At 68.6% G+C, this 12,648-nt stretch carries 18 protein-coding genes and 1 tRNA gene; 12 read left to right on the top strand and 7 right to left on the bottom strand.

What is annotated here, in order from left to right; translation table 11 throughout:
- Positions 1–23 precede the first annotated feature (23 nt).
- Positions 24–836: an IclR family transcriptional regulator gene (locus tag ACFM35_RS04485; RefSeq protein WP_378838919.1), complete on the top strand. Its 813-nt coding sequence runs from the start codon at positions 24–26 to the stop codon at positions 834–836.
- Here ACFM35_RS04485 and ACFM35_RS04480 read toward each other — a convergent pair.
- On the bottom strand, positions 820–1,773 hold the full coding sequence (locus ACFM35_RS04480; RefSeq protein ID WP_378838916.1) for an alpha/beta fold hydrolase: 954 nt from the start codon (positions 1,771–1,773) through the stop codon (positions 820–822). The two genes, ACFM35_RS04485 and ACFM35_RS04480, sit on opposite strands and share 17 nt — an antisense overlap.
- A 78-nt stretch (positions 1,774–1,851) precedes the next feature.
- On the opposite strand from ACFM35_RS04480, the gene ACFM35_RS04475 reads away from it, so the two are divergent.
- A complete protein-coding gene (locus ACFM35_RS04475) occupies positions 1,852–2,286 on the top strand; it encodes a MarR family winged helix-turn-helix transcriptional regulator (RefSeq protein ID WP_378838913.1) in 435 nt (144 codons plus the stop codon).
- Positions 2,283–3,533, top strand: a complete 1,251-nt coding sequence (locus tag ACFM35_RS04470; RefSeq protein WP_378838910.1) for an MFS transporter — start codon at positions 2,283–2,285, stop codon at positions 3,531–3,533. Before ACFM35_RS04475 ends, ACFM35_RS04470 begins: the two co-directional genes overlap by 4 nt.
- A gap of 50 nt (positions 3,534–3,583) precedes the next feature.
- On the opposite strand, the gene ACFM35_RS04465 is transcribed toward ACFM35_RS04470, so the two are convergent.
- The gene (locus ACFM35_RS04465) at positions 3,584–4,015 is read right to left on the bottom strand and encodes a nitroreductase/quinone reductase family protein (protein ID WP_378838908.1); all 432 of its coding nucleotides are present in this window, start codon (positions 4,013–4,015) and stop codon (positions 3,584–3,586) included.
- 144 nt (positions 4,016–4,159) lie between these two features.
- Here ACFM35_RS04465 and ACFM35_RS04460 point away from each other — a divergent pair, with 144 nt between their 5' ends.
- Positions 4,160–4,786 carry a Pr6Pr family membrane protein gene (locus ACFM35_RS04460; protein ID WP_378838905.1) on the top strand — a complete coding sequence of 209 codons (627 nt, stop codon included), beginning with the start codon at positions 4,160–4,162 and terminating at the stop codon, positions 4,784–4,786.
- Between the two features lie 96 nt (positions 4,787–4,882).
- Here ACFM35_RS04460 and ACFM35_RS04455 read toward each other — a convergent pair.
- Positions 4,883–4,958, bottom strand: a tRNA-Lys gene (locus ACFM35_RS04455).
- A 93-nt stretch (positions 4,959–5,051) separates the two neighbouring features.
- Here ACFM35_RS04455 and ACFM35_RS04450 point away from each other — a divergent pair.
- The 4 genes from ACFM35_RS04450 to ACFM35_RS04435 all read left to right on the top strand — a co-directional run bounded on the left by ACFM35_RS04450 (position 5,052) and on the right by ACFM35_RS04435 (position 8,131).
- Positions 5,052–5,909, top strand: coding sequence for an inositol monophosphatase family protein (locus ACFM35_RS04450; protein ID WP_378838903.1), 858 nt, complete (start codon positions 5,052–5,054; stop codon positions 5,907–5,909).
- Positions 5,906–6,481, top strand: a complete 576-nt coding sequence (locus ACFM35_RS04445) for a hypothetical protein (RefSeq protein ID WP_378838901.1) — start codon at positions 5,906–5,908, stop codon at positions 6,479–6,481. Before ACFM35_RS04450 ends, ACFM35_RS04445 begins: the two co-directional genes overlap by 4 nt.
- Positions 6,482–6,548: 67 nt before the next feature.
- Positions 6,549–7,088, top strand: coding sequence for a YaeQ family protein (locus ACFM35_RS04440; RefSeq protein ID WP_378838899.1), 540 nt, complete (start codon positions 6,549–6,551; stop codon positions 7,086–7,088).
- A 107-nt stretch (positions 7,089–7,195) separates the two neighbouring features.
- Positions 7,196–8,131 carry a diacylglycerol/lipid kinase family protein gene (locus tag ACFM35_RS04435; protein ID WP_378838897.1) on the top strand — a complete coding sequence of 312 codons (936 nt, stop codon included), beginning with the start codon at positions 7,196–7,198 and terminating at the stop codon, positions 8,129–8,131.
- A 69-nt stretch (positions 8,132–8,200) separates the two neighbouring features.
- Here ACFM35_RS04435 and ACFM35_RS04430 read toward each other — a convergent pair whose 3' ends face one another.
- Positions 8,201–8,365, bottom strand: coding sequence for a hypothetical protein (locus ACFM35_RS04430; RefSeq protein WP_378838895.1), 165 nt, complete (start codon positions 8,363–8,365; stop codon positions 8,201–8,203).
- Positions 8,366–8,386: 21 nt separating this feature from the next.
- Complete coding sequence (locus ACFM35_RS04425; protein WP_378838892.1) at positions 8,387–9,076, bottom strand: HAD family hydrolase; 690 nt, start codon at positions 9,074–9,076, stop codon at positions 8,387–8,389.
- A 143-nt stretch (positions 9,077–9,219) separates the two neighbouring features.
- On the opposite strand from ACFM35_RS04425, the gene ACFM35_RS04420 reads away from it, so the two are divergent.
- The gene (locus ACFM35_RS04420; protein ID WP_378838890.1) at positions 9,220–9,567 is read left to right on the top strand and encodes a RodZ family helix-turn-helix domain-containing protein; all 348 of its coding nucleotides are present in this window, start codon (positions 9,220–9,222) and stop codon (positions 9,565–9,567) included.
- A 97-nt stretch (positions 9,568–9,664) separates the two neighbouring features.
- Here ACFM35_RS04420 and ACFM35_RS04415 read toward each other — a convergent pair whose 3' ends face one another.
- Positions 9,665–9,973 carry a hypothetical protein gene (locus ACFM35_RS04415; RefSeq protein ID WP_378838887.1) on the bottom strand — a complete coding sequence of 103 codons (309 nt, stop codon included), beginning with the start codon at positions 9,971–9,973 and terminating at the stop codon, positions 9,665–9,667.
- A 153-nt stretch (positions 9,974–10,126) separates the two neighbouring features.
- Between ACFM35_RS04415 and ACFM35_RS04410 the strand changes: the two genes are divergently transcribed.
- The 3 genes from ACFM35_RS04410 to ACFM35_RS04400 are packed head-to-tail and all read left to right on the top strand — an operon-like array spanning position 10,127 to position 11,623.
- Positions 10,127–10,354, top strand: coding sequence for an RNA-binding S4 domain-containing protein (locus ACFM35_RS04410; RefSeq protein ID WP_378838885.1), 228 nt, complete (start codon positions 10,127–10,129; stop codon positions 10,352–10,354).
- 55 nt (positions 10,355–10,409) lie between these two features.
- On the top strand, positions 10,410–10,889 hold the full coding sequence (locus ACFM35_RS04405; protein WP_378838883.1) for a cupin domain-containing protein: 480 nt from the start codon (positions 10,410–10,412) through the stop codon (positions 10,887–10,889).
- A complete protein-coding gene (locus ACFM35_RS04400; RefSeq protein WP_378838880.1) occupies positions 10,886–11,623 on the top strand; it encodes an alpha/beta hydrolase family protein in 738 nt (245 codons plus the stop codon). Before ACFM35_RS04405 ends, ACFM35_RS04400 begins: the two co-directional genes overlap by 4 nt.
- A 49-nt stretch (positions 11,624–11,672) precedes the next feature.
- Here the strand turns inward: ACFM35_RS04400 and ACFM35_RS04395 are convergent, their stop codons facing one another.
- On the bottom strand, positions 11,673–12,614 hold the full coding sequence (locus ACFM35_RS04395) for a hypothetical protein (RefSeq protein ID WP_378838878.1): 942 nt from the start codon (positions 12,612–12,614) through the stop codon (positions 11,673–11,675).
- Positions 12,615–12,648: the final 34 nt, after the last annotated feature.

Genomic DNA, 12,648 nt, shown 5'->3' with positions numbered 1-12,648 from the left:
CGCGCCGAATCCTCGTCTGCCATATGGAAGTGAATGGCGCTATCGTCCATATTGTGAATACTGCGAGCGTGCCCGGTGCGCAGTCCGTCGCGCGCGCGGCCCGGCTCCTCCGGCTGGTGACCGCCGGCGGTGAGAGCGGCGTGACGGCCGGCGAACTGTCGCGCTCGGCCGACCTCACCCGCCCGACGGCGCATCGCCTGCTCACCGCCCTCGCCCACGAGGGCCTGGTCGATCAGGACGCGACGACGGGACGGTGGATGCCGGGCCCCGAGCTCTACCTGATGGGCACGGTGGCCGCGGGGCGCTATGACATCACCGCCGTCGCCCGTGATGTCGTGCGATCGCTCGCGGTGCGCACGGAGGAGAGCGCTTTTCTGTCGGTCCGGCGCGGCGACGAGACCGTCTGCCTCCTGCGAGAGGAGGGCAGCTTCCCCATTCGCTCCTTCGTCCTGTCGGAAGGTGTGCGGTTCCCGCTGGGCGTGGCATCCGCGGGTCTGGCGATTCTGGCCTTCCTCCCGCCACAGGATGTGGACGACTACTTCCGCCGACACCCGCAGCTGTCCGACACGTGGGGGCCGTCGCACGGCGAGGCCCGACTGCGCACGCGCTTGAGGGAGACGACGGAGCGGGGCGCTGCCCTCAATCCCGGCTTGATCGTCGAGGGCAGTTTCGGGTTGGGTGCGGCGGTGTTCTCCCGCGACGGTCGCCCGCAGTGGGCGCTGAGCCTCACGGGTGTGCAGTTCCGGTTCGGACCCGATCGACTCCCCGAGCTCACGCGCACTCTGCTGGCGCATGCCCACGAACTGTCCGGACGCATCGCTACGGCTCGCCGCTGACGCGCTCCTGCCCGAGCTCGCGGCGCACGGTCGTCGCCACGGCGGCGGCCCCCCGCGCCGACATCACCACGGTGTAGTGGTTGAGGTCGTCGAGCCGGCGATGGCGCACGCCGGGCGACGCCGCCAGGACGCGGGCGAGATGCTCCGGGGCGTACAGCCCGGGGACCTGGTCCTGCAGGCCGCGCGGAACGGTGAGCAGGATCGCCGGATGCCGCAGCCCCGCGACCGCGTCGGGCAGATCCTGACCGGTGTTCAAGTCGAGGGTGTCATCGGCCGTCGTGGCGTAGCTCGTCGCCGGCTTGAGCCTGCCCCCGCCGTCGTCCTCGAGGTCGTAGGCGAAGTATCTCTCGAGCTCGGGCGTCCACGCTCCCGCGAACGCCGGGTGGGAGCGCCAGAATCCGAGGTACTCCGCGACGTCGGCGAATCGCATCGACAGTCGCGCGGCGGTTGGACCCAGGATCGATGAGACGAGTGCGTCGGTGTCCATCCCGACCGGGACGTCCAACGGCAGACCGCCGTCCACCAGCACGATTCTCGACACCCGATCCGCGTGGCGGTGCGCGAAGACGAGGGCGACGAAGGCCCCCATGGAGTGGCCGACGACGAGGGTGCGTTCCACGTCCATCGCATCGAGGACCGCGGCGATGTCGGCCGCGTGAGCCCGCATCCCGACCGGCGCGCCGAGCCGATTGCTGCGGCCTCGACCGCGCAGGTCCGGCGCGATGATGCGCACACCGGGAAGGAACTCGACGACGAACTGCCACGCGAGGTGCGAGGCGGTCACCCCGTGCACGAGAAGCGCATCGGCGAAGGGTTCTTGCACCGGATCCCACACCCCGACGTGAAGGTCACCGCCCGCCACCGCGACATCCATCGTCCGATACGTGTGGGTGACGGGCCCTTCCGGATCGGGCTCGCGAAGACCGGGTTCGCTCATGAACAGATCATCACGCCTGAGCTTCGCCCTGTCGATGCCGGGCCATCTCGAAGCATACCCGGGGTATATACTTAGGGTATGAGTAAAGCCGAAGACATCGAGCGGATCGTGGTCGCCGCGCACGCACTGACCCGCATCGCCGCGATCGAAACGAGGAACGAGGCGCCCGCCGCCCAGTGGCGCACCCTGAGCATCCTTCGCACCGAGGGACCCCTGCGCCTGGGAGAGCTGGCCCGCGAGAGTCGAGTGACGCAGCCTGGTATGACACGGCTCGTCACACAGCTGCACGAAGCCGGGCTCGTCGAGCGCGTCGAGGATCCGTCGGACTCGCGCGCCACGGTCGTGTCTGCGACCGCTGCCGGTCTCCGCGCCCTCGACGCGTGGCTCGTGCAGCTGAGCAGCGCGCTCGCGCCGCGTTTCGCTGACCTCGACGACGACGATTGGGCAGCCCTGTCGCGCGCCGCGACGATCCTCGCAACACGAACGTCGATGACGATGGAGGCCTCCCGATGACCCGCACCGCGGGCGCGGCGCCGACCTCCCACACCCGCACGTCACCGTGGCGTCAGCCGCCACAGGTGTGGGCCGTCGCGTTCGCCAGTGTCGTCGCGTTCATGGGCATCGGCCTCGTCGACCCGATCCTCCCTGCGATCGCGGATTCGCTGCAGGCGTCGCCCGTGCAGACCGAGCTGCTTTTTACCAGCTACCTCGTCGTGACCGGCCTCGCCATGTTCGTCACCAGCTGGATCTCCAGCCGCATCGGCGCCAAGCGGACCCTCCTCATCGGCCTGGCCGTGATCGTCGCGTTTGCGCTGTTCTGCGCCCTCAGCGGCAGCGTCGATGCCATCATCGGCTTCCGCGCGGGATGGGGGCTCGGCAACGCGCTGTTCATCTCCACCGCGCTCGCGACGATCGCCGGCGCGGCCTCCGGCGGGAGCGGAGCGGCCATCGTCCTTTACGAAGCGGCGCTCGGCCTCGGAATCGCCATCGGCCCACTCCTGGGCGGTCTGCTCGGCGAAATAAGCTGGCGCGGTCCCTTCTTCGGCGTCGTCGTACTCATGGCCATCGCCTTCGTCGCGGTCGCCGTCCTGCTCCGCGGCACGGAAGAGAAGCGCACGCCCGTCGCCTTTTCGGCTCCCTTCCGCGCCCTCGCGCAGCCCGCGCTGGCGCTCCTCGCCGTGACCGCGCTCTTCTACAACATCGGCTTCTTCGTCCTGCTGGCGTTCTCGCCGTTCCCGTTGGGCTTCGGCGCCATGGGCATCGGCTTCACCTTCTTCGGGTGGGGGCTCGCGCTCGCGATAACGAGCGTCTGGGTGGCGCCGGCCCTGGTCCGTCGCATGCCGCGGACGACCGTCATCCTGATCGTGCTCCCGCTGCTCGCCCTCGACCTGCTCGCCGCAGCCGTCTTCGTCACGAACGCCGCCGCACTCGTGGCGTGCATCGTCGCCGGCGGCCTGCTGCTCGGCATCATGAACACCGTGCTGACCGAATCCGTGATGGAGGCGACCGACCTTCCGCGCTCCGTCGCGTCGTCGGCGTATTCGGCCGTGCGCTTCCTCGGTGGCGCGGCAGCCCCGCCGATCGCCGCGCTGCTCTGGCACGCCTACGGGCCGAGCGTGCCCTACGTCTTCGCCGCGGCATCCGTCCTCGTCGCCGCGCTGACGATTCTGCTCGGCCGTCGTGTACTGGCGCGCATCGACGTCAGAGAAGCGGATGCCGCGGACGAGGCGGCGTCCGTGCTGATCGGTGACGCTGCCTGAGCTGTCGGATCGTGCGCGGCAACCTGAGGGGTCGGCTGAGTGCCGGCTCCTCAGCCGACGGGCTCCAGCGACACCAGGGGGATCTCGCGGGTCGTCTTGCGCTGGTACCCGGCGTAATGCGGGAAGACGTCGACGATGCGGTTCCAGGCTTCGGCCCGTTCCGCGCCACCGAGGATGCGCGCCCGCATCGGCACTGCACTTCTGCGTTTGCGCGCCACCTGCACGAGCGGCTGATCGCGAAGGTTGAGGAACCAGGCCGGGTGCCTGTCGTCGCCGCCGCGGGAGGCGACGATCACGTAGCCCCCGTTCTCGGCCAACGGCGCCGTGAGCATGCTCGTGCGCGCCTCACCGCTTCTGCGCCCCGTGGTGGTGAGTTCGATGACGGGCATCCCCGCCAGATCCCATCCGAACCGGCCGCGCGTCACCGCGATCGCGCCCCGATGGACGGCGTTCATGAATTTCATCGAGAGCGTGGTGGGCATGGGGCCACACTACGTCGGGCGGTCGGACGCGCGGGCGGTCGCGGTCACCGCAGCGGGGTGATGTGCCCGCCGAACGAGGCATCCGAGTGACGAACGTCGTGCGTCGTGGACCGTCGAGGGTGCGCCGCTCAGTATCCTGAGCCGATGAGACAGACAGCCGCCCTCGTCCTCCGCCTCGTGCTGGCAGCCGCGTCGCTCGCCGGTGTCGTGACGCAGTTCGTGATCGCCGTCCAGATCGACTTCGGCGTCGTGAACTTCTTCAGCTACTTCACGACCCTGAGCAATCTGTTCGCCAGCATCGTGTTCCTCGTCGGCGCCGCCCAGATCATCCGCAAGAAGCCGGTCGGCCCGCGCTGGGACGCCGTGCGCGGGTCATCGGTCGTCTACATGGCGTTCGTCGGCATCGTCTTCAACACGCTCCTCGCGGGTGCGGACGTGGGGCCCCTGCTGCCCTGGACGAACGTCGTGCACCACATGCTGATGCCCCTCGCCGTGGTGATCGACTGGCTGCTGCTGCCGCCTCGCACGCGACTCTCGCTCCGGACCGCGTTCGTCTGGATTCTGGTTCCCGTCGTCTACACCGTCTACTCGGTCGTGCGTGGCGCGATCACCGGTTTCTACTGCTATCCGTTCTTCAACCCGGCTGCGGTCGGCGGCTACGGCGGTGTCGCCCTGTACTGCGTCGTGCTGCTGATCGGCTTCATCGTGCTGGCGCTCGTCATCCGCGCCGTCGGGAATGCGATGAGTCGCCGCTCCGTGCCCGTGCGGTGAGATCACGGCGCGGTCGCCCTCCGCGAGGCGAGAACCGCCTCCCCTCGGGAAAACAAGAACCGCCTCTCCTCGTGTGAGACGAGGAGAGGCGGCCGGTGGTGCACCCCCTGGGACTTGAACCCAGAACCCATTGATTAAGAGTCAATTGCTCTGCCGATTGAGCTAGAGGTGCCTGGTCCGCGACAGGCGAACCGAGGGTAAACGTTACCATCACGATCGGCCCCACCGCCAATCGAGGCGGGGCCCGCCCGGTATTCTGGAGCGTGTGACGCTCCCCCCGCCGCCCGAAGCTTCCGAGCCCCCGACGCTCGTCGACGACCTGGCGCTCGCGTTGCGCTTGGCCGATGCGGCCGACGCGGTATCGATGGAGCGCTTCGATGCTCCCGACCTCGATGTCCGCCTCAAGCCGGACGCCTCGCACGTGACCGAAGCGGACCTTTCGACCGAACAGGCGATCCGAGGAATCCTCGAGAGTGAACGCCCCCACGACGGCGTCTTCGGCGAGGAGTTCGGGTCGGCCGGCGACACCCACCGGCAGTGGATCATCGACCCGATCGACGGAACGGCGAACTATCTCAAGGGCATCCCGATGTGGGCGACGCTGATCGCGCTTGCCGTGGACGGCGTGCCTCAGGTCGGCGTGGTCAGTCAGCCGGCGATCGGACGACGCTGGTGGGCGGCCATCGGCCATGGTGCATGGACCAACCGCCCCGGCGGCGACCCCCGACGGCTGGCCGTATCGACGGTGGACTCGATCGCGGACGCGAGCGCCAGCTTCCAGAGCATCGGCCAATGGCGAGAAGCGGGCGAACTCGACGCGCTCGACCGACTCACGGGCGCGGTGTGGCGCGATCGTGGCTACGGGGATGCGTGGCCGTACATGCTCCTCGCGGAGGGGAGACTCGAGTTCGTGGCCGAGTTCGGGGTCAAGGAATACGACATCGCCTCGCACGTTCCGATCATCTCCGAGGCGGGCGGGCGCCTCACTGCGTACGACGGCAGCGAGTCGATCTCGTCGCTGTCCTCGCTCGCGACGAACGGGGTGCTGCACGACGATTTCCTGCGGCTGCTGCATCCGGAATCCCCGAAGTCCCGCCCGCTCACATCGGAGCCTTCGCGATGACCCGTCCGCTCGCCCGCCGGGGCGCCACGCTGCTGGTCGCCGCCAGCGTCTTCGCGTTCACCGCGTGCTCCTCGTCGGAGACCCCGACGACGCTGTCCACCGAATCACCGAGCCCCAATGCGACGTCACCCGAACCGACGCCGTCGGGCTCTGGTGCGAACGAGCCGGTCGGAGACCCGACCTGCGAGACGCTCATTCCGGCCGACACGGTGACCGTGTTCACCGAATCCGGCCTCACCCCCGTCCCTGGTCCGTTCATCCTGGGCGGCGAAGAGCTCGCGGACGGCCTGCAGTGCAAGTGGGGCAACGCGGCGCAGCCGAGCGATCACGTGCAGGTCTTCGGGTGGGCGCCGATCACCGAGGATCTTGCGGAAGACGCCATCACCGACCTCGTCGCGCAGGGGTGGCGAGAGGTGCAGGAGGGCGACGCCCGCTATGTCACCGCCGGTCAGGGCATGATCATGGAGGCCGACGACCAGGGCTTCGGCTCGACCTACCAGTTCGGGGACGGCTGGGTCAGCTTCGCCGACACGAAGCAGGGACTGCTGCTCGTCACCTGGCCGACACCCTGACCCGCAAGCTCGCCGTCGGCTCCCCGCCGGCAGGGGCGTGAGCCATGACCGCGTAGGCTCGGACGCTATGGCTCTCGGCGCGACGATGTACACCTTCACCGTTCAGTTGGCCGATGTCGACCGCGGCGTCTACGACGAGCTGTCGCTGCGGGTCGCGCGGCATCCTTCCGAGACGGCGGCGTACATGCTGACGCGCGTTCTCGCGTACTGCCTGGAGTTCGAGGAGGGCATCGCGTTCAGCGAGGGACTCTCGAACACCGACGAGCCCCCCGTGGTCGTGCGCGACCTCACAGGCAAGCTCACGGCCTGGATCGAGGTGGGCGCGCCGGATGCTGCGCGCCTGCATTCCGGAAGCATGCAGTCCGAGCGCACGGTCGTGTACACGCACCGGGATCCCGCCAAGGTGTCGGCTCCCTGGGCAGGTAAGCGCATCCATCGCGGGGAGGAGATCGTGCTGCACAGCTTCGACGCCGCCTTCGTCGATGCCGCGGCCGCTGCCCTCGAGCGCCGCAACGCCCTCACCGTCTCCGTGACGGAGCGCCACCTCTACCTCGAGCTCAACGGCACGACCCTGAGCACGGACATCCTCAGCCGTCCGGTCTCCTGAGCACCGCGACGACCACGATGACCTGCGCGGTCGCCGCGCGCAAGGGGGTTCGCGGAGTCTGCGGGGTCACGCGAAAATGAGACCACATCAACGAAAGTAGAACCTCCATGAGCCACATCGCGATCATCTGGAATCCCACGAAGACCGAGAAGGAGACGCTGGAGGCGGCCGCCGCCGCCGCGCTCAGCAGCCAGACTCATGAGGTCACCTACTGGGAGACCGCGAAGGAGGACCCTGGCCAGGGCGCGGCGGGCCGGGCTCTGGACGCCGGTGCCGACCTTCTGATCGTGGCCGGAGGAGACGGCACGGTGCGGGCGGTGGCCGAACACCTGGCCGCGGTCTCGGCGACCGCGGAGATGGGGATCGTTCCGCTCGGGACCGGGAATCTGCTCGCGCGCAACCTCGACGTGCCGATCAACGATCTCCCGGCGGCGATGGATCGCGCTCTCACCGCCGAGGCTCGCGCGGTGGATGTGGGCTGGGTGGATGTCGACCTGCAGTCCGGCTCTGAGCGCCATGCCTTCGTCGTGCTCATCGGTTTCGGCATCGACGCCCACATGATCGCGGAGACGAACGAAGACCTCAAGGACAAGGCCGGCTGGCTCGCGTATGTCGAGTCGCTCGGCCGCGCGCTCCAGGCCAGTGAGGTCGTGCCGTTCAACATCACCGTGGACGGACACCCCGGCAAAGACGAAGAGGGTCACACGCTGATGATCGCGAACTGCGGCACCCTGCAGGGCGGGTTCACCCTCCTTCCGGACGCCGATCCGTCGGACGGTGAGCTGGACTACCTCGTGCTGAGTGCTGAGGGCTTCGGCGAGTGGGCGGGGACGGTGAAGACGATGATGTGGGACAACGGCCTGAAGAAGCTGCTCACGAAGTCGGACGAGACGAAGGACAGCGAAACCGTGAGCCACGGCCGCGCGAAGAAACTCACGGTCACATTGCCGGAGGAACGCGCCTTCGAGATCGATGGCGAGGAGATCGGCGAGACGAAGAACTTCACGGTCACGATCCAGCCCTCGGCCATTCGGGTCCGCTAGGGGGACTGCGCTCGCGAGGGCAGCGGCATCTTCTGCCACCGCCCTCGCGAGGACCGTCGGGTGAAGGTCCTACTCGCTGGGCTTGCCCTTGCCCACCACGGCGTCTTCTGCGCTGGACATGGCGTTGGCGCCCTCTTCGGGTGACTCCGAGCCGGCATCGGCAGCCGAGTCATCGGTGGTGGTCTGGGAGTCGTTGTCGTCCGGCGTCGGCGTCGTGTCGTTGCTGTCGTTCATGGTCGTCCTTTCGTTGGTGGATCAGGTCGATGGCCGCTGGCGGGAGACCGGGCTGTCATCGAGATGTTCGAGCAGATCGGCGACGTCGTTGTACACCGCCACCGCACCGGCATCCATGAGTTCACCCGCACCGTACCCGCCGCTCAGGACGCCGATGCAGGACAGACCCGCGCGGCGGGCGGCCTCGACGTCCCACACCGAGTCGCCCACCATGACCGCGCGATCGGCGGGCACTCCGGCACGCTCGAGAGCGATTTCGACGATGCCGGGGTCGGGTTTGGCCACCGCGACATCTTCTCCCGACGTCACGACGTCGATGTCTTCTTCGACCTGAAGCAGGCCGCGCAGCATCTTCAGCTCGCTTTCGGGTGCGGAGGTGGCGAGGACCACCGTGACGCCGCGCTCCGACAGGGCACTCAGCAGTTCCCGCGCCCCGCGGATCGTCCGGAGACGATTGCTCGACTTCTCGTACAGTCGACTGTGCTCGCTGGTGACATCGTCGCTGATGTCGTCCGCGGCGTCCCCTGCGAGGCGTTCGATCAGTTTCCCCGAGTCCATGCCGATCGCCCGGTGGATCCGCCAGACGTCGACGGGGTGACCGGCAGCGGTGAACGCGCGGTCCCACGCGTCGATGTGCAGGTAGTTCGAGTCGACGAGAGTGCCGTCGATGTCGAGCAGGACGGCGAGGGCGCCGGACGTGTTCTCAGCCATGCGCTCAGCTAACTCCACCGAGGCCGCGGAGGCGGAGGGGCTGGCGCATCGCGATGGAGTGTGCTGACCATCGAGGCTGTCAAGCCCCGTGCCGCACGCGGCTCTCGTGAGGAGGATGGTGCAGGCAACCTAGGAGGTCGACCATGACTGACAACACGACACCGAACGCTCACCACAGTGACGACGCCCGAGCCGACGACGGCCCGCCGACGGACGCCTTCACCGACGAGGTGCGCGCCGACTCCGCTGCGGACGAGGAGCCGATGGTGTCCGCCGCTGAGCCGAGCGACGCCGATGCGGAGGTGCAGCCGACGCCTCAGCAGCCCGCGGATGTCACGCGGCAGAGCGGCGCCGACGAGCCCGCCGCGGACGATGCCCCGGTCGACCCGACCGTCGTCGAGGAAGACCCGGCGGACGGTGTCGCACCCGACGAGGCCGACATCCCGACGCTCAACCAGAATGACGGCGGAACGGTCGAGCCGCCGGACTGATCCTGAGACCTCGGGGATTCGTCTGGCCGCCGCGCTCCTCGCTCCGAGATCCTGATCCCGGTCTCCGAGCGCGCACACCGAGACGAAGCGCGCGACCTCAGATGCCCGGGGTGCCGAAGCCGGAAGACCCGGGCTGAGTGAACGGGCCCTGGTCTCTGCGAAGCCGCCGCTCCTCCGCCAGGTCGTTCATGTCTCCGGTGTTCTCGCCGACGCGACGAACGCGGCGCACCCACAGCGCCGCGATCCCCGCCACGATGAGGCCCGCGACGAGGCCGATCACCACGCTCTGCGTGACGAACCCGGCGACCACGCCCACGACGACACCGCCGGCGGCGACCACCGCCAACGCGAGGATCCGGCTGGGCCGAGGTGCGGGCTGCTTCCCTGCGCGCGTGTTCTCATCCATCCCCCCACGCTACGTCGGCATTCACGGTGACACCACCGGCCCGCCTCGACGAACACACACGCGGGCGCCCCCCTTCGGTCTGGCCGGGATCCGCGATGGGGACCGGCCTGTGATGACGACCGACCCGTGTCCCATGGCGGCTAGCATTTCGGCATGACGACCTCGGGTGCGATCGACGATGTACCGATCGGCGGCGACAGCATCCGCCTCGGGCAGTTCCTCAAGTTCGCCGGTCTCCTGGACTCGGGCGGAGATGTGAAGGAGGCCATCATCGACGGCTACGTCTCCGTGAACGGTGACATCGATCGCCGTCGGGGTCGGCAGCTGCAGGTCGGCGACATCGTGGGTCTCGATGGACGCAGGTTCCGCGTCTGCGAGTGAGGCGGAGCCGTGGCTCTGCCACACTGACAGCACCACACCCGACAAGAGGAACACGATGACGAATTCCGAAGAGATCATTCTGGGCGACCTGCCCGCCGGTATCGTGCGCGCCGACGAGGCGTTCGGCGGCCGCGTGTGGAACGTTCTCGGACATACCTACACGACCAAGATCGAGAGCGCATCGACCTACTCATGGCTTTCGCTGGACCCCGCCGGAACCGGTGTGCCCCCACACGTGCACCCCACACAGGATGAGTTCATCTACGTCTTCGAGGGTGTCTACACCCTCTACCTCGACGGCCGATGGACCACGGCAGGACCCGGCGACCTCGTGCAGATGCCTCGCAACCTGCCCCACGCGTACTACAACAAGCAGGACTCGACCGCGAAGTCTCTGTTCTGGGTCTCCCCCGGCGGCAAGCTTGCGAATCTGTTCAGCCTGCTGCACAACGTCACCGATCCGGCCGAGGTCGTCCGGCTCTCAGCCCTGAACGGCGTGGATTTCCTCCCTGAAGGGGCGGTCGAAGGGGCGTGACCGCGGTCGAGGGCGACCTCGCCGCACCTGGACGAATCCTCCGCTATGGCCGGTCCGACGACCAGTGGGTCGAGGTGTCGTACCCGACCGGGAACGTCCGCGGGATCGCCGTGCTCATCCACGGCGGCTATTGGCGCACCCCGTTCACGGCCGAGCTCATGCGGCCGCTCGTGCCTTCCTTCCTGGCACGCGGCTGGGTCGTCGCGAACGTCGAGTACCGACGTGGCGACGACGGCTGGGCGGCCATGGGCGAGGATCTCTCCGGCGCGATGTCATCGGCGAGATCCTTGGCGCCGACGGCCCGCGTGGCGATCATCGGACACTCCGTGGGAGGACAACTGGCGCTGCTCGCCGGGCACACGGGCGACGCCGTCATCGCGCTCGCGCCCGTGTCGGACGTGACACGCGGATATCAGGAGGGGATCGGCGACGGTGCGGTGGCCGAGTTCTTCCGCGACTCCCCCGCCGTGCGCCCCGACCTCTACGCGGCTGCCTCCCCTCTCGCCCACCTCCCGCCTCCCGCCGAAGTGCTCGTCGTGCACGGACGGGATGACGCCCGCGTCCCTTTCGCGCACACGCGCGACTACGTCGAGGCGGCACGGGCAGCAGGCGGCGACGTCGATCTCATCGAGCTGACGAGACTCTCGCACATGGACGCGATCGCCCCGGGAGCACCCCACTGGCCCGCCGTGCACGCGTGGCTCGACGAGCGTCAGCCGCCGCCCATTCCGTAGTTGTCCGCGGGCGGAGGATCCGTCGAACGTGTCCGCGCGAACGGCGGACTCACCCTTGGCCCGGACCGAACCCGCACCACTCCGACACCCAGCGGAGAATCTCGCCGCGAATCTGCTCGGATGCCGCGACCTCGACGACACCTGAAATGCCGTCGACCTCGACACCGACGTTGAAGACGCTGCCCCGTTTGTCTTCCATGACCGCGTGCGGATCGCATCGCAGTGGGAGCAAGGGGACGGTCAGGCGCGTCTCACCGTCGTCCAGCGGCAAGGCGATACCCAGGGGGAAGGGTGCGGGGAGATCGCCGAACTGCAAGAGGTTCGTCGTCTCGATCCGGGTCAGCTGACCGGTGCCACCGCCGTCGTCGGCCGACGTGACCGCGAGCTCCAATCGAGCGGGAGCCGGCGGTTCGGACGCGGTGAACGACGCCCACTTCAGGACCGCGAGCTGGGCCAGATCGTGCCGCAGGCACTCCTTCTCGTGAACGAGCTCGGTGAAGCCCAGCGGGTCGGCGACATCGACCGTCGCGGCGCGTGATGGTCCGGGGGCTGTGCCCCCCACGGTGAACTCGACGGTCACGCGGCTGGTGCGGTCCGCGGCATCCGGCTCGTCGTCGCACGCGGATTCCGCCAGCGCGATACGCAGGTCGACCGTTCGGCCCGCCGCGATCATGCTTGTTCGCTCGCGCACACTGGGTGCGATGAACCAGTCGTCGACGAAGGTGATGCGGCTCACCACGAGATCGTCGGCTGAGTCGTTCACGATCCGCACCTGGGCGCCCCGGTCTGCCACATCCGAGCGCAGCTGGTAGAGCTCGACGTCGATGCCGGCCGGCAGTTCGCCGGCCGTCGCGCTCTGCACCGGCGCGGGGGCGCCGAGCGGTGCGCATGCGGTCAGGGCAACGGCCAGCACGGACACTGCCACGCTCGAAAGGGCGGCGCGGTGCCCGGCGCAGCGTCCGAGGCCACGTTCCACCGCCTGGTCCGTCATGCAGCGAGGCTACGGCCTTCTCGCAGACTTCGTG

The organism is Microbacterium songi (assembly GCF_042747925.1).
GTDB lineage: Bacteria > Actinomycetota > Actinomycetes > Actinomycetales > Microbacteriaceae > Microbacterium.
Note: the sequence above shows the minus strand (reverse complement) of the source record. Positions and strands in the feature narration are given on the sequence as shown.